Source organism: Pedobacter sp. AC163 (assembly GCF_979258665.1).
In genome coordinates this window covers 4,758,795-4,777,431 of record NZ_OZ409872.1, presented here as the reverse complement: position 1 = coordinate 4,777,431, position 18,637 = coordinate 4,758,795, and the positions used below count along the sequence as shown (strand labels likewise).

Sequence of the window (18,637 nt, the reverse complement as noted above, 5' to 3'; positions counted from 1 at the left end):
CATAAATTAATATCTCAAACTTTCAAAATATACTGAAAATAAAATATCAATTACAACTAATTCAAGAAAAGCAATAACTATTTGCGCACTTACTCAATGCCTTTTACCGTAGTCTCTATCTTGTAAAGGGATTTTGATGCGGTGATAAATAAGATATTTTTGTTTTTTCCTCCAAAACAAAGATTACCACACCATTCTTCGGGGATGTTAATATGACCAATCTGTTCGCCAGTTGGCTTGTAGATATTCACGCCTTTTCCTGTTACATAGATATTTCCGTTGCTATCTAAAGTCATACCATCAGAATTTTGATTGAGGATAACTTCTCTATTACTTAAAGATGCATCACCATTAATTTTATATCGATAGGTTTTATTGGCAGCCATATCAGCAACGTATAGGAATTTCCCATCGGGTGTTCCAACTATTCCATTTGGTTTTTGTAAATCATCTGCAACAATGATGGCCGTTTTCTTGCCTTTTGGAAGGTAATAAACGCGTTGTTTTTCAAGCTCCGGTTTTTGCCTTTTCCAGTAATTGCGTTGATAATAGGGATCGGTAAAGTAAATTCCTCCCTTGTTATCCAGCCAAATATCATTCGGTCCGTTAACTTTTTTACCCTCAAAATCGGAAAATAAAAGCGTTATTTTTTTGTTTTTATCGATAGACCAGATTTCATTATTTTCATCAGCACAAACAATCAGGTTTCCTTTTTTATCAAAATAAGTGCCGTTAGCTCTCCCCGATTTATCCATAAATAAACTCAGCTTTCCATTCGTATCATATTTCCATATCTTATCATTAGGCTGATCGGTAAAAAAAACATTTCCTTGTTTATCTACTGAGGCACCCTCGGTAAATTTGAACTGAGAAGATATAAGCTTTAGGCTATCTTGAAAAAAGATTGGCTTTGGAGATTGTGCATATGAAAATAAGGAGACCAAGATTAGACAAGAAAGGGAAAAATACTTTTTCATGGGTTAATATTTGGTTGGGCAAAATGCCGATTTATCTCTTGCGATGCAAGTAAAAATGTTGTGTTAGATTTTATCTTCTTTGCACGAAGCAATCTGTATGTGCTAGCTTAAAAAACCATAGTAGTAAGATTGCTTCGTGCCTCGCAATGACGAGTGTAATAAAATAACGATGAGCAGTTAACTCACTCGTTTTCCTTTGAGTAACATATCAAGCGCATCATTAAGGGTTCCAGCCTTCTGCACTTCGCCTTCGTTTACAAAGTAAATTTCATCGGCGTTTTCGATAGTATTTAAGCGGTGTGCAATGATTACTAACGTAGTTTCCTTTGATAATTTTGCTAAAATGCTCCCCAACAGTTGTTCGGTTATGGTATCGATATTCGCAGTGGCTTCGTCTAAAATTAACAATTCGGGGTTGCGTAAAACTGCCCTCATAAAGGCAATCAATTGTTTTTGTCCTAAACTAATACTATCAGCGCCAGAAGCAATTGGGGTATTTAATCCTTCATCAAAAATAGCCAAAAGGGCGTCTAGGTTTGCATCATGAATAATTTTTTTCAGTTCATCATCACTCACGTGTTGGTATTGGCTATTGCCATAAAGGATATTGTCTTTCACGGTTCCGGTGAACAAAAACGGCTCCTGCAATATGAAACCTATTTTTTTTGTTCGTTCTTCTGCAGTAAACGAACGAATATCTTTGCCATTGAGTAGCACTGTTCCCTTTGTGGCATCGTATAAGCGTGAAATTAATGAAGCAGTAGTTGTTTTTCCACCTCCTGTGGGTCCGATTAAAGCATAAGTTTTACCTTTCTCGAATTTCAAATTGATGTTATGCAAAATCTCTTTCGAATCATCGTAAGAGAAATGAACATTCTTAAATTCCAACAAAGCATCAGATGTAGTGGCTTTTGAATCTTCAACCTGATCCAAATTTGTTTGTAAAAACAGGATTTGCGAAACCCTGTCCCAACTTGCCATCGCTACCTGAAAACTAGTCCAAAGTGCGGCTAACTGCCTTAAAGGGTTATAAAAGTTTGTGCAGTAAGAGAGGTAACTTACCAGCAAACCCAAGGAAAAATGACCAATAGAAATTAAAAAAATACCGAATAGCAAAACAATTAATTGTGCCGAGCTAGAGAGTAAACCATAAACCGGAACAAAAATATTATTGGCTAATCCTGCTCCAATAGCTGTTTTGTAATTTTCTCTATTTGCCTCGTCAAAACGTTTTCTAAAATAATCGCGACGGTTAAAAGCAATAATAACCTTAAAATTATTTAAGCTTTCCTGAATTTCGGCACTTAAACCGCCAACACTTTTTAAGTTTTTGGCATTTTTATTTTTCACCCATGGAGACAAAGCCATAGTAAAAATAACGATAAGAACTGCTGGCGAAAGCGCCGCAGCACCCAGTTCAAAATGAATGGACAAAAGAAAAACACCGGCACCAATCATGGTGATAATGCTGCTTACAAACTGCATTAACGATTGCGAGAAAAACTGATTAAGCTTGTCGGTATCGCTGTTAACCCTCGAAATTAAATCGCCAGCCTTGTTCTCATTAAAAAACGAAACAGGTAATTCCTGGAGTTTATTAAAAATTGCATTACGCAGCGTAAATAGCATTCTTTGCCCAATTCCACCCATTAATTTCGTCTGCGTATAGCCGGTAACCATGGCAATAAGATACATTACCAATAAAATTCCACCAAAAACCAACACACCATGAAATTGCTTGGTCCTGATGTAGGCATCGATGGTATGTCCAACCAAAAGCGGTCCGAGCAGTAACAATCCTGAGTTTACCAAAATGGCAATTAAAGCCAACCAAAGATTTTTATGCTCGCCAGAAATGAATTGGAGCAATCTTTTAAGCGCCTGGTAGGTGGATTGCTTTTCCTGCTGTGATTGCAGCTGGTTAAGATTGTATTTCATAATTACTGGTACTCTGTTGTGAATTATAAATTTGAACATACTCAGGACTAGTTTTTAGCAGTTCCTGATGGGTTCCTGACGCAATAATTTCGCCTTGCATCAGCAAAATAACTTGATCGTAATTTTCGACAGAGGCTATCTTTTGAGTAACCGATAACAAGGTTATACCGGGATAATTTTGTTGGATATTTTCTAAAATCCGTTTTTCGGTGTTGGTATCTACCCTTGCAGTAAAATCATCAAGCAATAAAATCTTCGGATTTACCGCCAATGCCCTGGCTAACATGATACGCTGCTTTTGCCCACCAGAAAGGCTATTGCCACGCTCAGAAACGATGGTATTTAACTTCTCTGGAAGACTTTCTATAAAATCTTTCAATTCGGCAGTTTGAATTGCTTTCGCCAAAGATTCGTCGGTTACCGTATCGCTGAAAGCAATATTTTCGCGAATACTCATATTAAACATAATACTGTCCTGAAAGACAAAACCAACCTGTTTATGGAAATTCTCCTGATCATATTGATTCAGCTCCTTGTCATCAAACAGTATTTCGCCAGAGTTTGGACTAATTAATCCTGTTAAAATGTAAAGCAATTGCGTTTTCCCTGCAGCTGTCGGCCCTATTATAGCAATTCTCGAACCTGCTTTCGCACTGAATGAAATCGATTTCAGGATTGGTTTTTGTCCGATGGTTAGCGAAATGTTTTTGGCTTCTACATTACCGATAATCGGTGCTGTTAACAGGCCGGGATGATTAATTTCTGGCGCATTTAAAACACTTTCAATTCGTTGATAAGAAGCTGTTGCCTGAGCAATTACATTACTCATAAAACCAATTACCAAAATCGGGAAAATGATGAGCGCTAAATAGCTGTTAAAGGCTGCAAACTCACCCAAACTAATGCTATTGTCAATCACAAAATGCCCACCCAGCACTAAAATTGTCAAGCCTGATAAGTTCGCAACGAAAACGATAATAGGAATTAAACCTGCAAATAAACGAAGAATGGATAAGCCTAAGTCTCTGGCTTTCGCATTTGCATCGAGAAATTTATTGTACTCAAGTTGCTGCGAATTGATTACCCGAATTAGCGCCGAGCCTAAAATACTTTCGCTAATGACCTTGTTTAGCCAATCGATTACCTCGCGACTCTTGATAAACAATACCCTCACCTTTTTTAGTACAAAAAAGAAAGCGCCGCCAATAATAGGTACAATCGCAATAACACAAAGGGCCAGCTTCCAATTTATCATCAGCAGTAAAATACTGGCACCAACAATTAAAAATATCGATGAGGCAAGCGAAACAATGGCCTGAGAAACAAACATCTTGATCGAATCGGCATCGGAAGTGAGGTTTGTAAGCAATTTTAACGGATTTGCCTGAAGAATATAAGCATGACTCTGACGCGAAATCTGGTCGGAAAGTTTAGTTCTCAGATCTCTTGCCACCTTCTCGGAGGCATAAGTTTGTACAATACTTTGTAAGTAAGTGAAGATAAAAACCAACATAATTGCCAGGGCAAATTGAAGTAATATCGAATTTAAATTAAACGTGTTGTTGGTGTAAGAATCGATTCCTTGAGCGATAATTTTCGGTAGCAATAAATTAATTCCATTACTTAACAATGCGAATAAGATCAGCAGAAAAATTAAGCTTTTATATGATGCAAGCAAACTAAAAACACTGGGTTTTTTAGCCTCTTTGGGTTTTGCCATGTTGGGATACGAACTTTTGTAAAATTCAAATTTAACCCAATTATCTGAATAGATGTTATGTTTAATTTAAATTATTGAAGTAATACCTGGTAACCCAATCTACCTTCATTCTCGCAAATGCAGGAATCTTGGTAAGGCAGATAGGCACCACTTTGCTCCATCCTTTGTTCCTAAACGGGATGGCAGCGATATACTTTTTGAGAGTTGACAACTTTAATAGCGCTGTAGAAAGAAAGTTGTCAAAACTCTTTTTACAAAAAGATTTAGCGAACAGCCCGGCTGCAAACCCTATGAAATACTTCAGCACCTTTTCAAATAATTTTTAAAACATAATCCACTCAAACATTGCTACCTTTACAGCACAACCATTGAAGAAAATGGTTTCCATATTATGATTGAAATAGGAAAATATAACGAATTAAGGGTTTTAAGCAAAACAGAGGCTGGTTTAAACCTATCAGACGGCGATAAATTGGTCATTCTGCCTTACCAATATGTACCAAAAGGCTTGGAAATTGGCGACAATGTAAACGTTTTTGTTTATATCCAAAAGGATGGTCGCCTTACAGGAACTACCCAAAAAGCTTATGCCGAAGTAGGCGATTTTGCTTTTCTAAAAGTTGTTTCGGATGGAGAAGATGGCACTTATATCGATTTAGGCATTGATAAGGATGTTTATGTGCCGACCAAAGAACAAAAACGGCCGATGCAAAAAGGCTATAAATATGTGGTTTATTTGTATCTGGATGAAAATAACGAACGCCTTTTGGCTTCGTCAAAATTATACGATTTTGTTGAGGAGGAAGATTTCGATTTCGAAGAGGGCGATGAAGTGAGTTTGTTAATTACTGAAGAAACAGATTTGGGTTTCAACGCGATTATTAATAACACTTACATTGGCTTGCTGTACCATAATGAAGTTTTTGATAATATTCAGGTTGGAGAGCAGCGTAAAGGCTGGATCAAAAAGATCCGTGTCGAGGGCAAAATAGATTTGACTTTACAACCGAGCGGATATGGTCATATTCTGGATTCGAAAGAAATGATTTTAGCCGAATTAAAGAAAAGTGGCGGCATCATTGAACTGGGCGATAAGAGTTCTCCTGAAGAAATTTACCATCGTTTCCAGATCAGCAAAAGCGCTTTTAAGAAAACGATTGGTTCACTTTATAAAGAGCGTTTAATTGTACTTTCTGATGATTCGATTCGGTTACTCACTGATGATGATGCAGAATAAGTAGACTTTTCGCCACAGATTTGCAGATTATATTTTCTTCATCAATTGAGATAATCCGCGAATCTGCGGCGAAGTTTAATTCAAATTAAACTTATCATTCTGGATTTTTACCATGTTTGATGCCGAGATAATCGACACAATCATAATTCCGATAAAAACGGCCAGAATACCTTGAAAGGTTGAATAGATTTTCGTTCCTGAAACAAAGATTTTAGAATCCCTAATCAGCTCATCCCCCACTTTCGACTGAATTTTAATTAGGGCCGAAAGTTTTGTTAGCGTTTGAGCAGTAGCACTTCTCCCAATTGACTCGTAGATTTGTTTTCGTTCACTACCTGTAAGCGCAAGTATCTTACTTTCCAATTGCTCTTGAATATTTAGCGCAATTTTTAAATCTTTAAGAAAAGCTTTTTCTTGTTTTACCAGTAAGGTTAATTCGTATTTATTAATAACGGAATCGATTTTTTGATTGTGTTTTTTAATCTGTAACTGGCTATTTAAGGATTGACTTTCATTGTTTACCAAAGCATCCTGGAGAATGGTGTTTTTATGATAAAGATTTTCCGCAACAAAGTATAAATCGGTCGCTGGCACCAATCTATCGTTATACATTGAGATGAAAGATTCATTAATTTTATTTACACTTTTGTCTTCCAAAAAACGAATGAGCAAAGTGCAGCACATAATGCAAAACAATAAGAAAGCTATCTTCAGTTTGTTTTTAAGGCTAAATGCGAATTTCATAGTGTAGATTTGGTTAGCGAGTCAAGGTAAGAATTAAAGCGTAATAACTGCAAAAGATATCATTTCTAACCCTAAGAACAATTAATCTAACATGTTCTTAAATGTATCTTATGCTAATATTCTAATCTGCTATAAAGGCAATTCTATCTGTGCTTATCTTGTCCATCCGTGGTTGATATTTTATTAGGGCAAGTAAATCTGTGCAATCATCATCTAAAAATAATCTTCCTGTGCAGTTTTCGCGAAAAGCTGTGGAGCAAAATTAACCAGATACAACTCCTTTTTGGCCCTGGTAACTGCCGTATATAACCAACGCAGGAAATCCAAATCAATCATTTCTTCTGTCAAATAGCCCTGGTCGGCAAAAACAGCATCCCATTGGCCGCCCTGAGCTTTATGACAAGTAACCGCATAGGCAAACTTAATCTGCAAAGCGTTATAAAACGGATCGGCCTTGATAGCCAGCATCCGCTCCCTTTTATTTGCTATATGTTCATAATCTTCATTCAAACCATCAAAAAGCTTTTTATTCTGTTCGTAAGGTAGATTTGCCGACTCAAGATTCAAAGTGTCCAGCATCACTTTGCAACTAATCTGCCCGGCAGCAGGGAAATCCATAAATTCTAACGTGGCATCGGCAAAGCGAAAACCGTAACGCTCTTCTTCTCCCCTTACTCTAATTACTTTGGCCATGTCGCCGTTGGCAATAAAAGCTGTCTCCTCGTTTTCAGGGAGCCAGAAATAATTGTTTTTAACCACCATAATCTGGTCACCACCGGTCAATTCCTCTTCGCGATACAACAACCTGGCCCTGATTTGCTGATTATAAACATTAGCAGATTTATTAGAGCGGCAAACCACCAGTGTATTTTCTATCCCAAATTTTCGGTAAGCATATTCCAGGCCTTCAACCAACCGGGCGCCTGCCATGTTGTAAATATCTTTATAATTCTTTGTTAAAAATTTTGGCAAAGGATTTTCAGGATTTTTAGAAATCTGATTCCTCAACATGGTTGCATTGGCTAAAATGCCTGATTTTTTTTCCTGCCGAACCACCTCCTTTAATTCCACAGAAGTGACCGTCAATGCAAATTTATCTTTCAAATATTGCTCGTTTAAAGCAGGACTTTCCAAACTTCCAACAGGGGGCAATTGTGCCGTATCACCCACAAAAAGCAGGAAACAGTTTTTGGTATTGTACACAAACTCAAGTAAATCCCTCAAAATTGAAGAACCAGTTTCATTGAATTCATCAGCGATCATTGAGGCCTCATCAATAATAAAAAGAGTATTCTCTGAGAGATTTGGCGCCAATTGAAACTGCATTTCGGGTGATGCTGCTGAACGTTTTCTGTAAATTCTTTTATGGATGGTTAAGGCTTTGCGATAAGAATACTGGCTCATTACTTTGGCTGCCCGCCCGGTTGGAGCCAATAATTCGCTCCTCAAATTAAACTTCGCCAACACTTTTACCAACGCTGCCACGGAGGTCGTTTTACCGGTTCCGGCATACCCTTTCAACACAAAACACCTGTATTCATCGTCCTCCTGTAGAAATTTCGACATCCGCTCGCAAAAAAGCAACTGTTCTTTTGTCGGCGTGTGTGCATAAGCTTGGGCAATGAGTTCACTTTTATCGAGGTACATGGATTGTTGAATGGTTCTACTTTAAAATTGTTTTAAGCAGCGTTTGTTTTAATAATTTGGAAAGCAATAGTTTTGCTAATCAGTTGCTGCAGTCCGTCTTTCCCTGCCCGTCTGGCAGGCGGGCGCTGTATCTTTAAAAACTGATGTCATGCTGAGGCACGAAGCATCCCTGCCTACCGCAGGCAGGTGTTTCATCGTTTGCAGATTCTTCGTGCCTCAGAATGACAATGTAAACGATTTGCTGAAATTTAATAAGATGCCGCTGCAATACGGTTTAGGTGGCAAATATAGAGGTATTTTTAATGTTAGTCCCGGCGAAATGGAAAAAGCCAAAACATTAACTTAAATAGAAAAATTGTCGGCTTGAACTAGATCGAATTAAGATTGCTTCGTTCCTCTCAACGACGACTTTTCACTTACAACAATAACGTTTCAATGCGATGTGCCATCACCATATTCTGTTGCTTACTCCAGCTAAAAATAGTAAAATGTCCATCCTGCGAGGCCACTAAACCAATTGCCTGCGGTTGATCATTAACGAACTGTGCGACCGAAAAATGCCGGGTCCCCCCCAATTGCCCTGGATACAAAATTGCATCTTCACCCCCAACAATCGGTTCCGAAAAAGCAATTTGTTCTACGGTGGGTTTACCCTTCGCCCGGCCAATCTTTGCGCCGAAAGCAATCAAATCGAAATCCTCGTTAATGATAGTAGCACCATCAACCGCGGTTAACCCAGCTAAATGTTCCACTTCCCGACGCAAAGCGCCTTGAGAAAAAATTTCCGTTTGATTTCCACCTTGTTTAGCCAGATTTGATAGACCACAAAATGGTGGTTCTACCAGATATTGTATAGGATGAATAATCGACTCCTGCCACTTGGTATCATTTTTAGGCACAATTAATAGTGCGCCGCCCCTTCCGTGGCTCCGCATCGAAACCGAGAATTGAATCAGGATATTAATCGGATCGTTCCAACTAGCCAATACGGTCAAGTCAAGCAAAGCTTTCAAAATCGGTGGACAATCCCGGTTAGAACAGGAAGTATCATCTACAATTCTAATCTGCTCGCCTTTCAAAACAGCAACATTGGTGTACTTGCCTATTCCGTAAATTCTGCGGTGCTTAATCACAATAAGTCCGGGCTCCGAAACATCAACAACGAAACAGAAATTGGGTATATTTAAAGTTGTTCCCCAAATATAAAGTTCTCCATCTTCCTCCCACACCCCAAGGTGGATACCCGAACGTTCTACACCAGGCGCAACTTTAGTTATGGTATTTGCGTTAAGTGGTAGTGGCTTAGCAAATTTTAAAGGTTTGGAGGTTTGCGATGGGGGTAAAAAAGCAATAGAAATACGTGGCGAATGTCCTTCTTCTTTTCTTAAGCTACTCCAAAAAGCGACATCAATCAGTGCCTCAATGATTTTTCGATTAGGCTGGGTGGCCAGATCAAGTTCACCTTGGGCAGCTGCATTTGCATGCAGTTTAACAAAATGTTGCTCAATTTTAGCCGAAACAGTATTGGCGGCTTTATAAGTAGGCTTGTAACTCATGTTCCGAATTTAGGTTGAATATTTCAGATTCTAAATAAGCGAAAGGTTTGATTTTGGTAAAAAGATTTACGATGATCTTAACCGCAAAGAGCACAAAGATTTTGTTAACCACATAATCCGCAAAGAGCACGAAGTTGGGTGCGGAGTATAAGGTAAAAATTTTGAGTAAAGCATTTGCCGCAGAAACACTGAAGTCATGGAAAGGAAAACATAAAGTAAATTTTCGCGTAAATCTGTGTTTTCGTGGCAAAACTAAGCATCATGTCATACCGAAATAAATTTAGAAATAACGACCGCCTAAAAACCCAGCAACTTTGCGCCCTTTGCGAAAAACTTAGCGAGCTTTGCGGTTAATCCTTAAAAAACTCTATTTTTGTTTCAATGAGTAAAAACAGTCTCTTATTAGTCGATCCGAATATTAAAACTGATGCCTCGGTAAACTGCCATTTATTGTTAAAAATAACGAATGACAGCTTTTCTTATGCGGTGATTAACAAAGATTCTGATGAGGTTAGTATTATTTTTGATAAACAAGGCTGCGAAGATTTGGAAGAAGATTTGAAATCTGCCTTCGAAACTGATGTCTATCTAACTCGAAACTATGGTGAAATAAAGGCTGCTATTCATACCTCAAATTTCATTTTTATTCCTGACGAATGGTTTGATGCTGCTGATCTATCCGTTTACTCCAAATTTTTAGGTGGCGACGGAAAAATTTACACCAAACACCATGATGAATTAGGCTTCAATACACTTTTCTCATTGGATGAAAAAATGGAGAAAAAACTTCCTGAAAACACGAAGTTTTATCCTCAGTCTTCACCCTTATTAGCTTTGTTTAGTCATTTATCAGCTGATGCTTTATTGATTGATTTTACGGCATCTTCGTTCAACGTGCTTCTTGTAAAAAACAAGAAGGTCAATTTTCAAAACCATTACGAAGCGGAGAATCCAGAAGAGTTTAACTACTTTTTATTATTGATTATAGAGCAATTGGGTTTAACGGATGCTATTCCGGTTTACTTGCAGGGCATCATCAACGAAGACGACGATTTTTACAACACGCTTCTAAAATATTTCAACAACCTTTACTTTTTTCTTCCCGCAGGAAAACAAAACAGTGAATTGTTGGCTGATATGCCTAAACACTATTTTAGCGGATTACTTGCTTTAGATTTATGCGAATAATTGGAGGCAAACTAAAGGGAATTCGTTTGCAGCCTCCTGCAAATTTACCCGTTCGCCCAACAACAGATATGGCCAAAGAGGCGCTTTTCAATATTTTAAATAATCAGTTTGATTTTGAAAGCTGTACCGTTTTGGATTTATTCAGCGGTACGGGAAACCTGACATTTGAATTTGCTTCCCGCAATGCAGAAAAAATTTTAGCAATCGACATGGATTACGGTTGCGTAAACTGGGTAAAAACTACTGCGAAGAAGTACGAATTCAATCAAATTGAAGTACGCAAAGCAGATGTTTTCAAATTGTTGAATCAAATGACGGGTTCGTACGATATCATTTTTGCTGATCCACCGTACAACATGCCGAACATTCCCCAAATACCTGTGTTAGTTGCATCGCAAAAGCTACTTAAGCCTGATGGACTTTTGGTTGTGGAACATCAAAGTAATATGAAACTAAATAGCCAGCCTGGCTACACCGAAACCAGAAAATATGGAAATTCTTCTTTCAGTTTTTTTGAGTTTAGTTAACCGCAAAAAACACTAAGTATTTCGTAAAAAGTATGAAGGTTTTAACTGATTACTTAAATAGTCGTCATTGCGAGGCACGAAGCAATCTTTTTTTTAGGAATGTATATATCCGGATTAAGATTGCTTCGTGCCTCGCAATGACGTGATTATGAAAAGGTTTGTGCTCTACCCTTTTTCCTTTCCGCTTAAAAATCTATATTTGAAATATGAAGATAGCGCTATTTCCAGGTTCCTTTGACCCCATTACCATCGCTCACGTTAACATTTTGCAACGTGCTACTCCCCTTTTTGATAAGATTGTAATCGGCATTGGTTTAAATAGTTCCAAGCAAAATTTTCTTACTGCTGAGCAGCGACTTCAAATTTTAGAAACAGTTTTTGCGGGTTATCAAAACATCGAAATTCAAACTTACGAAGGTTTAACTGTAGATTTTTGCCGCAAAATAAATGCAACTTATATGGTTCGTGGTATTCGCTCGGCTTCAGATTTTGAATACGAAAGAGCGATTGCTCAAATTAATCAAACCATGATGCCCGAAGTAGAAACCATTCTACTTTTGAGTAAACCAGAATACTCAGCCATTAGCTCAACCATCGTCCGCGATATTTTAAGGAATCATGGCGATGTAAGTCCATTCGTACCCAAAGAGGCTTTAGGGTTTTTATAGTCGTTCTGACAAATTAATTTTCCGATAAAAAAAATGTAACGTTTTCGAAAAACCGTTACCAATGGAGTAAATAAATATAAATGAAAACTCGATTGGTATATTTTCAGATGATGAAAAGTTTCTTGAATTCCTCACTAATTCCGTTCATTTAGTAAAAACCGAATGCCATTGATGAAGGAAACTGAAACGACATTTCTGACCCTGATTAATCAGCATAAAGCGATTATACATAAAGTTTCGAAAATGTATATGAACGATGTAGAGCTGCAACGCGATCTTTTTCAAGAAATAGTAATGCAGCTGTGGAAAGCTTACCCATCTTTTAAAGGGAACAGCAAATTTTCCACCTGGATGTATCGTGTTGCATTAAACACGGCTTTGGTTTACTTTAAAAAGGACAATCGAAAAGTAGATAAAACACCTCTTGATGAAAACATCGACATTGTTGATGTGAATGAAAGTGAAATAAAAGAAGAAAAACTGGCCTACTTATATAAGGCAGTTCAAGAATTAAATGCTGTAGAAAAGGCTTTGATTTTTCTTTTCCTTGAAAACCAATCACACAGAGAAATTGCCGAAAATCTTGGAATAACAGAAGTTAATGCGAGGGTAAAGCTCAATAGAACCAAAGAAAAATTACAATTCATCATAAAGAAGAATGGCTATGAATTTTGACGATTTGAAAAACGACTGGAATGCAGATGGAGCTGAAGAAAACAACATCTCTGAAGATATGCTTAAAATGAACGAAGCACACACACTGATCGACATCATTAGAAGGAAAATGAAAATTGAGTTTTTTTATCAGATGATGGCTTTAATATTCATGGGGACCGTCCCTTTTCTCTTCGGCTTCGCCGATAATATGAAATTTATTTACATGGTGTTTTTTGGCATCACTTGCGGATTTACAACTTACTACTTTTGGAAATTCTACACCTTCTATAAAAATTCTTACGATCTGAGTTTAGATAGCCGTAAAAACATCATGTGGTTTTTTTACGAAATGAAATTAAACGTTGAACTTTATAAGGCATTGACCTACATTATTGTTTTTATTTGGGTAGGCTTTCTGGCAGTTTATCTATTAATTGCAAAAACATGGGCAATAGACAATGTTTTTGCAAAAATTTCTTCAACGTATATTGTGTTGAATTGCTTTATTACCATCTTAATTATTGGCGTAATTACCGAACTATGGGCATGGTATTATTATGGAAGGTATTTAAAACGCGTTAAAGCGATAGTTGATGAGCTGGATTTTGAGTAAATATTAGTTTAAATGACTATTGGTCGTTTTCTTTAACCGATCGTCATGCTGAATTTACTCCTGCGCTCGTTTCTAACAAGCGCATAAATAACACAGCGATTTAATCGCTAACTATGAATTTCATGCTGAATTTATTTCAGCATCTTTCTTGCTACTGAGACCCTGAAATGAATTCAGAGTGACGCAAAATGTGAGCCTGCGCTCGTTTCTAACGAGCGCATAAATAGCAAAGCGATTTAATCGCTAATTACAAAATCCCTCCAGCCCTTAACACGTCCATAATGGAAGGAAAAGTATTTTTCACTACCGGGCCAAGATGGTTTTTATCAAGCCAAACGGCCTCGTCTATCCCCTCTTCCTTTTGAGGAACCAACTTTGGCTCACCTTTTACAGTCATCCGATACCAGTTGGTTTTCTTGATCACCATTTTTGAACCATAAGGATAAACATGGTAAGTTTTACAAAGCTTTTCTTCTCGTTTAGCCACTTTAATCCCGCATTCTTCCTCCACTTCCCTTACCGCTGTTTCCTTCATATTTTCACCCTCCTCCAGCTTTCCTTTTGGCAAATCCCACTTTTTATTCCTAAAAATAAAGAGATAATTTCCATTAACGCTTTCTACCAACCCGCCGGCTGCTTTAATAATCTCACAGTTCTTTTTCAGCTTCCTGAATGTTTCCTGAGGGTTTTTGGTTAAGAAGATGTAGCTTTTTTTAGACCCATTTTTTAATTTTTTGTAAAATGTCTGCAAATCAAAATCCTGAAATTCAAGCTGTTGAATTTTTTCTTTTTGTTCCGGTAAAACATCTGATATAAAGAGGGTGTTATCGTTAATATAAATTCTGTATTTTTGGGCCATGTATAATAAAAGTGATATTGAACTAAAGGTAGCGGAATTTTTATTACAAATAAAGGCAATTAAATTACAACCTAATAATCCTTTTACCTGGGCATCTGGTTGGAAGTCGCCAATTTATTGCGATAACCGAATTACGTTATCTCATCCACAGGTGAGAACGTACATACGCCAGAAACTAGCACAGGCCATCCAAGAAGAATTTGGTTCGGTAGATGTTATTGCTGGAGTAGCAACCGCTGGAATTCCACAAGGCGTTTTAGTAGCTCAAGAGTTGGGATTACCTTTTATTTATGTAAGAGCTAAAGCAAAAGAACACGGTACGGGAAGCTTAATTGAAGGTGAAGTGGTAGAAGGGCAACGAGTAGTGGTGATTGAAGATCTTATTTCTACAGGAAAAAGCAGTTTACAAGCCGTGGATGCATTGAGAAGCGCAGGTTTATCAGTTGCTGGTTTAGCTGCAATTTTCACATACGGATTTGAAAAAGCAGATGAAAATTTTGCAGCCGCTAAGTGTCGCTACCTAACTTTATCTAACTATGCTGCCTTAATTGATTATGCTGCCGAGCACAGCATCATCGCCAAAAGCGACATGGAGTTATTAGGAAAATGGCGCTTAAACCCATCAGAATGGGGACAAGTTATCAGTCCTGAGTCTTAAATCCAGAGTTCGCAGTATTTTAAAATTAACCTATAAAAATATATAATGACGATTATTGAAAGCGCTGTAGAGGTAAGTAAGCCCGTTGCGGAAGTTTATGCTTTTCTCTCAAACATGAATAACCATCAACAATTGATGCCCGAAAATATCTATAACTGGGAATCTACAGAAGACGAAGCTCGTTTCACCATTCAAAACATGGCAAAATTAGCGATCGCCATATCTAATCGTGTTGAAAACCAAGAATTAACAGCAATTCCCACTGAAAAAGCACCTTTTGAGGTGGAATTAAAATGGACAGTTGCCGATAATGGAAATGGCACTACCACTGCAAAACACATCATCTCTGCAGATTTGAATATGATGATGAAAATGTTGGCTTCTGGTCCACTCCAAAAATTAGTCGATCATCAGACACAGAAATTAAAAGAAATTTTGGGGTAAAATATCGCTAATTGCCAAACTAGTTAAATGAGCCTAAAAACATTAATAGGCCAAAACATATCGAAAAGCATCTGTTCACCAAAAACGCAGATGCTTTTTTTTGTGCGTTTAGGTTTTCTTGATAGATGCAGTATTCTAGCCACCTAAACCTTATTGAAATGGAAAGCACCCGATTTTTCTTCGGGACTTGTAATGGAAAGAAGGGCTACAATTGCCAAGAACCAGTTACTTATGTTTCCAAATCATTTCAACTATTTAACAAGACAAAATTTCAGCACAAATCTTTAATAATCAGCAAATTAGTCACTATAATTTATACCGAACCGACAAAATTTCCGATTGTAAAATCAAATTTGCTGTGGCATTTGTTTTGATTAAAACGGTTATATGAACTTCAACAACTTTACAATAAAAGCCCAGGAAGCAATTCAACAGGCTTCTGAAATAGCCCAAGGCAACCAGCAACAGGCTATTGAAACGGCACACCTGCTTAAAGGTTTGCTTACTGTTGATGAAAACGTGGTTTCTTATGTTTTGAAGAAACTAAACGTGAACCTTAATTTACTCAACCAAAATCTAGATGCAGAGATTGCAAGATTCCCGAAAGTTAGCGGAAGCAATGTCTATCTGTCATCAAATACAAATAGTGTTTTGCAAAAGGCACAAACATTTTTAAAAGAATTTAAAGATGAATTTGTATCGGTAGAGCACCTCCTGTTAGGAATTTTGGCTGTGAATGACAGTACATCCAAATTATTAAAAGAGCAAGGTGCTAACGAAAAAGACCTTAAAAAAGCCATTACTGAACTCCGTGGCGATAACCGTGTAACCGACCAAAATGCTGAAGCTACTTATCAGGCTTTGGGCAAATATGCCCGTAATTTAAATGAGTATGCCGAAAGCGGAAAGCTCGATCCGGTAATTGGCCGTGATGAAGAAATCCGTCGGGTAATTCAAATATTATCTCGAAGAACAAAGAATAATCCGATTTTAATTGGCGAGCCAGGTGTGGGTAAAACGGCTATTGCCGAAGGAATTGCTTTCAGAATTATAAAAGGCGATGTGCCTGAAAATTTGAAAAGCAAAACCGTTTATTCCCTTGATATGGGCGCATTAATTGCTGGAGCAAAATACAAAGGTGAATTTGAAGAGCGATTGAAAGCGGTAGTGAAAGAGGTAACGCAAAGCGATGGCGATATCATTTTGTTTATCGACGAAATTCACACCCTCGTTGGTGCAGGCGGAGGCGAAGGTGCTATGGACGCTGCTAACATCTTAAAACCTGCGTTAGCTCGTGGCGAATTAAGGGCAATTGGTGCCACCACTTTGGATGAATATCAAAAATATTTAGAGAAAGATAAAGCCTTGGAACGCCGTTTTCAAAAGGTGATGGTAGAGGAACCTGATACACAGGATGCAATTTCTATTCTTCGTGGTTTGAAAGAACGCTATGAAACCCACCACAAAGTGCGGATTAAAGATGAAGCAATTATCGCTGCCGTAGAAATGAGTCAGCGTTATATTTCTGATCGTTTCTTGCCAGATAAAGCCATCGATTTAATGGATGAAGCGGCTTCAAAATTGCGCATGGAAATGGACAGTGTTCCAGAAAATGTAGATGCTTTGGATCGCGAAATTATGCGACTTGAAATTGAACGTGAGGCGATCAAACGCGAAAAAGATGACCGTAAAGTTCAGGATCTATCAGAAGAAATTGCCAATTTATCTGCTGAACGCGATGAGCTGAAAGCAAAATGGCAGGGAGAAAAAGACCTTGTTGATGCGGTAAATAATCAACTGGAACAGATTGAGCATTATAAATTAGAGGCTGAACAGGCCGAACGTGCCGGAGACTATGGCAAAGTTGCCGAAATCCGTTACGGAAAAATTAAAGAAGCGCAGGATCAGGTAGAAAAGCTGAAAGCTGATTTAGAAAACCAGCAAACAGATAGCCGAATGCTAAAAGAGGAAGTAACCGCCGATGATATTGCAGGCGTGGTAGGTAGATGGACAGGCATTCCGGTTACCAAATTAATTGCCAGCGAAAGGGAGAAATTGCTGAACCTTGAACACGAATTACACCAGCGTGTAGCTGGACAGGATGAGGCTATAGAAGCCATTTCTGATGCTATTCGCCGCTCGCGTGCAGGTTTACAAGACAAGCGCAAACCAATTGGTTCGTTTATTTTCCTGGGTACAACCGGGGTAGGTAAAACAGAGTTGGCAAAGGCCTTGGCAGAATTTTTATTTAACGATGAAAATGCCTTAACCCGGATCGACATGAGTGAATACCAGGAGCGCCATGCTGTTTCCCGCTTAATTGGTGCGCCTCCAGGATATGTAGGCTACGATGAAGGTGGGCAATTAACAGAAGCCGTTCGGCGTAAACCTTATTCGGTTGTATTGCTTGATGAGATTGAAAAAGCGCATCCGGATGTGTTTAACATTTTGTTGCAGGTATTAGATGATGGCCGTTTAACTGATAATAAAGGCAGAACGGTGAATTTTAAAAATACAATCATCATCATGACATCGAATATTGGAGCGCACTTAATTCAGGATAATTTCAAAAATCTAAGTGATGAAAACCGGGATGAGGTAATTGCAAAAACTAAAAATGAATTATTCGAGGTATTGAAACAAACCATCAGACCAGAGTTTCTAAATCGAATTGATGAATTAATCATGTTTACGCCGTTAAATCGCAATGAACTTAGAGATATTGTGGCTTTGCAATTTAGACATGTACAGCAAACACTTGCGGAAATGGGAATTGAAATGGATGCAAGTGAGGAAGCACTTGATTGGTTGGCACAGCTTGGTTACGATCCACAGTTTGGTGCCCGACCACTAAAAAGAGTTATTCAAAAAAGAATCTTGAATGAATTATCGAAGGAAATATTAGCCGGCAAGATCGATAAAGACAGTAAAATTAAGTTAGATATGTTTGATCACAATTTTGTGTTCCTGAACCAAAAACAAGATTAAATATCATCTCGATAAATGAAATCTCGCAGATTAATTTATGCGGGATTTTTTTTCATTTATTTTTTGATGGATATTTCATTTTCATTTAAGTCCTGCAGCTTTAAGCTCCCCAGCCAAGCTGAGAATGACGGCCGTTTATAGTTGGCATTTAAACACCTTTTACGTCAGAAAACCTGCAGCTGTAAAATTGATTTTACAATGCAATACGTTTATTTT

17 protein-coding genes are annotated in these 18,637 nt (G+C 37.9%); 10 read left to right on the top strand and 7 right to left on the bottom strand.

The window, feature by feature from the left end:
• Nucleotides 1–89: 89 nt before the first annotated feature.
• From ACZZZK_RS20610 to ACZZZK_RS20600, 3 genes are all read right to left on the bottom strand, one after another.
• On the bottom strand, nt 90–977 hold the full coding sequence (locus ACZZZK_RS20610) for an SMP-30/gluconolactonase/LRE family protein (RefSeq protein ID WP_463485767.1): 888 nt from the start codon (nt 975–977) through the stop codon (nt 90–92).
• Nucleotides 978–1,154: 177 nt separating this feature from the next.
• Nucleotides 1,155–2,954 (bottom strand): ABC transporter ATP-binding protein, encoded by a 1,800-nt coding sequence (locus ACZZZK_RS20605; protein ID WP_463485766.1) that lies wholly within the window; start codon nt 2,952–2,954, stop codon nt 1,155–1,157.
• Nucleotides 2,899–4,635, bottom strand: coding sequence for an ABC transporter ATP-binding protein (locus ACZZZK_RS20600; RefSeq protein ID WP_463485765.1), 1,737 nt, complete (start codon nt 4,633–4,635; stop codon nt 2,899–2,901). The genes ACZZZK_RS20605 and ACZZZK_RS20600 overlap by 56 nt, the downstream gene beginning before the upstream one ends.
• Nucleotides 4,636–5,026: 391 nt before the next feature.
• Here ACZZZK_RS20600 and ACZZZK_RS20595 point away from each other — a divergent pair, with 391 nt between their 5' ends.
• The gene (locus ACZZZK_RS20595; protein WP_463485764.1) at nt 5,027–5,872 is read left to right on the top strand and encodes a CvfB family protein; all 846 of its coding nucleotides are present in this window, start codon (nt 5,027–5,029) and stop codon (nt 5,870–5,872) included.
• 75 nt (nt 5,873–5,947) lie between these two features.
• Here the strand turns inward: ACZZZK_RS20595 and ACZZZK_RS20590 are convergent, their stop codons facing one another.
• On the bottom strand, nt 5,948–6,616 hold the full coding sequence (locus ACZZZK_RS20590) for an MCP four helix bundle domain-containing protein (RefSeq protein WP_463485763.1): 669 nt from the start codon (nt 6,614–6,616) through the stop codon (nt 5,948–5,950).
• Nucleotides 6,617–6,829: 213 nt separating this feature from the next.
• Nucleotides 6,830–8,263 carry an ATP-dependent DNA helicase gene (locus ACZZZK_RS20585; protein WP_463485762.1) on the bottom strand — a complete coding sequence of 478 codons (1,434 nt, stop codon included), beginning with the start codon at nt 8,261–8,263 and terminating at the stop codon, nt 6,830–6,832.
• Nucleotides 8,264–8,411: 148 nt separating this feature from the next.
• On the opposite strand from ACZZZK_RS20585, the gene ACZZZK_RS20580 reads away from it, so the two are divergent.
• The gene (locus ACZZZK_RS20580) at nt 8,412–8,609 is read left to right on the top strand and encodes a hypothetical protein (RefSeq protein WP_463485761.1); all 198 of its coding nucleotides are present in this window, start codon (nt 8,412–8,414) and stop codon (nt 8,607–8,609) included.
• Nucleotides 8,610–8,679: 70 nt separating this feature from the next.
• Here ACZZZK_RS20580 and ACZZZK_RS20575 read toward each other — a convergent pair whose 3' ends face one another.
• The gene (locus ACZZZK_RS20575; RefSeq protein WP_463485760.1) at nt 8,680–9,819 is read right to left on the bottom strand and encodes a putative sensor domain DACNV-containing protein; all 1,140 of its coding nucleotides are present in this window, start codon (nt 9,817–9,819) and stop codon (nt 8,680–8,682) included.
• A 381-nt stretch (nt 9,820–10,200) separates the two neighbouring features.
• Between ACZZZK_RS20575 and ACZZZK_RS20570 the strand changes: the two genes are divergently transcribed.
• From ACZZZK_RS20570 to ACZZZK_RS20550, 5 genes are all read left to right on the top strand, one after another.
• The gene (locus tag ACZZZK_RS20570) at nt 10,201–11,007 is read left to right on the top strand and encodes a DUF3822 family protein (protein ID WP_463485759.1); all 807 of its coding nucleotides are present in this window, start codon (nt 10,201–10,203) and stop codon (nt 11,005–11,007) included.
• The gene (gene rsmD, locus ACZZZK_RS20565; RefSeq protein ID WP_463485758.1) at nt 10,998–11,534 is read left to right on the top strand and encodes a 16S rRNA (guanine(966)-N(2))-methyltransferase RsmD; all 537 of its coding nucleotides are present in this window, start codon (nt 10,998–11,000) and stop codon (nt 11,532–11,534) included. Before ACZZZK_RS20570 ends, rsmD begins: the two co-directional genes overlap by 10 nt.
• A 206-nt stretch (nt 11,535–11,740) precedes the next feature.
• Nucleotides 11,741–12,202 carry a pantetheine-phosphate adenylyltransferase gene (coaD, locus tag ACZZZK_RS20560; protein ID WP_056850396.1) on the top strand — a complete coding sequence of 154 codons (462 nt, stop codon included), beginning with the start codon at nt 11,741–11,743 and terminating at the stop codon, nt 12,200–12,202.
• 171 nt (nt 12,203–12,373) lie between these two features.
• Nucleotides 12,374–12,877 (top strand): RNA polymerase sigma factor, encoded by a 504-nt coding sequence (locus ACZZZK_RS20555; protein WP_463485757.1) that lies wholly within the window; start codon nt 12,374–12,376, stop codon nt 12,875–12,877.
• Complete coding sequence (locus tag ACZZZK_RS20550) at nt 12,867–13,472, top strand: hypothetical protein (protein WP_463485756.1); 606 nt, start codon at nt 12,867–12,869, stop codon at nt 13,470–13,472. Before ACZZZK_RS20555 ends, ACZZZK_RS20550 begins: the two co-directional genes overlap by 11 nt.
• A 247-nt stretch (nt 13,473–13,719) precedes the next feature.
• Here ACZZZK_RS20550 and ACZZZK_RS20545 read toward each other — a convergent pair whose 3' ends face one another.
• Nucleotides 13,720–14,331 (bottom strand): NUDIX hydrolase, encoded by a 612-nt coding sequence (locus ACZZZK_RS20545; protein ID WP_056851230.1) that lies wholly within the window; start codon nt 14,329–14,331, stop codon nt 13,720–13,722.
• On the opposite strand from ACZZZK_RS20545, the gene pyrE reads away from it, so the two are divergent.
• The 3 genes from pyrE (at nt 14,330) to clpB (ending at nt 18,421) form a co-directional block, all read left to right on the top strand.
• Complete coding sequence (pyrE, locus tag ACZZZK_RS20540) at nt 14,330–14,989, top strand: orotate phosphoribosyltransferase (RefSeq protein ID WP_463485755.1); 660 nt, start codon at nt 14,330–14,332, stop codon at nt 14,987–14,989. The two genes, ACZZZK_RS20545 and pyrE, sit on opposite strands and share 2 nt — an antisense overlap.
• 45 nt (nt 14,990–15,034) lie before the next feature.
• Complete coding sequence (locus ACZZZK_RS20535) at nt 15,035–15,433, top strand: SRPBCC family protein (protein ID WP_265801264.1); 399 nt, start codon at nt 15,035–15,037, stop codon at nt 15,431–15,433.
• Between the two features lie 387 nt (nt 15,434–15,820).
• Nucleotides 15,821–18,421, top strand: a complete 2,601-nt coding sequence (gene clpB / locus ACZZZK_RS20530; protein ID WP_463485754.1) for an ATP-dependent chaperone ClpB — start codon at nt 15,821–15,823, stop codon at nt 18,419–18,421.
• Nucleotides 18,422–18,637: the final 216 nt, after the last annotated feature.